Below are 1003 nucleotides of genomic sequence, written 5' to 3'. Positions count from 1 at the left end.
GGGGCTGTAACGAAATTGAGTTTTTTAACTCACATTTCAGTTACAGCTCCCTTTTCAATTAAAACAAGGATATTTCCAAAATCAACAATTCTGAAAATATCCTTGTTTTTTTGTTTTTTAGCGCACTTAAATAAGCCTTTAGCTTTTGGCTTTTAATTACGCAGCAGAATTAGTTTCGAACAACCGTTGACCTAATCGCTTCTTCTGTATTCGGTTATGCAGCTTCAGTAAATTGTATCCAAAAGCTAATAGTAATAAATCTTTTTCTACGTTAACTTTGCCTCGGTGCCTGAACCTGGTGTATTCAAAATCTTCTTTTGTTATGCCAAAAGCACCTTCCACCTGAATAGAACGGTTTACTCGAAGTTGTAAGCCATAGTCACTATCAAATACAGCCTTGTTTTTGGCTAATAATTCGCGGTAATCAGTAGCAATATATATCGTCTTATTCCCCTTAGGAAGTTTTCCGAACTTAAGTTTTTGGCATTCCTTACGTAAGCCACAATAATTGCAGTTTTCACACCGGTATACTCGGTTTTGCTTAATGAAACCGGTCTTACTTTTGTTTCTGCGTATGTATTGGAATCGTAATGTACGGCCTTTGGCACAAGTAAATGTATCGGTCGCCTCATCATATACCATGTTATCCGCTCGACCAATATCTTTCTTATACTTTTTCGTTTTACTCAATTCATATGTACTTGGTTTAATACAAGTTTTGTAATCATGAGCCCATAACCATGCCAGATTTTCGTTGCTGTCATAACCGGCATCAGCTACCACATATTGAAAGTGTTGTTTGTATTGTCCTTCTAATTGTTGCATAAATGGAATTAAGGTGTTCGTATCTGTAGGATTTGGAAATACGCCAACGCCCATAATATATTCACTATGAACAGCTAGTTGAACATTGTAGGCCGGTTTTAATTGGCCGTTTAACATATGATCTTCTTTTAGTCGCATAAACGTAGCATCATGATCAGTTTTAGAGTAACTGTTGCGA

The 1003-nt window shown here is 36.5% G+C and carries 1 protein-coding gene; it reads right to left on the bottom strand.

The features are described 5' to 3' along the window. Nucleotides 1–156: 156 nt before the first annotated feature. On the bottom strand, nt 157–1003 hold an 847-nt coding region (locus QZL64_RS12765; protein ID WP_296309668.1), incomplete at its 5' end, for a transposase.

It is taken from the genome of Veillonella sp. CAG:933, from assembly GCF_000431435.1.
Classification (GTDB): Bacteria; Bacillota; Negativicutes; order Veillonellales; family Veillonellaceae; genus Veillonella_A.
Note: the sequence above shows the minus strand (reverse complement) of the source record. Positions and strands in the feature narration are given on the sequence as shown.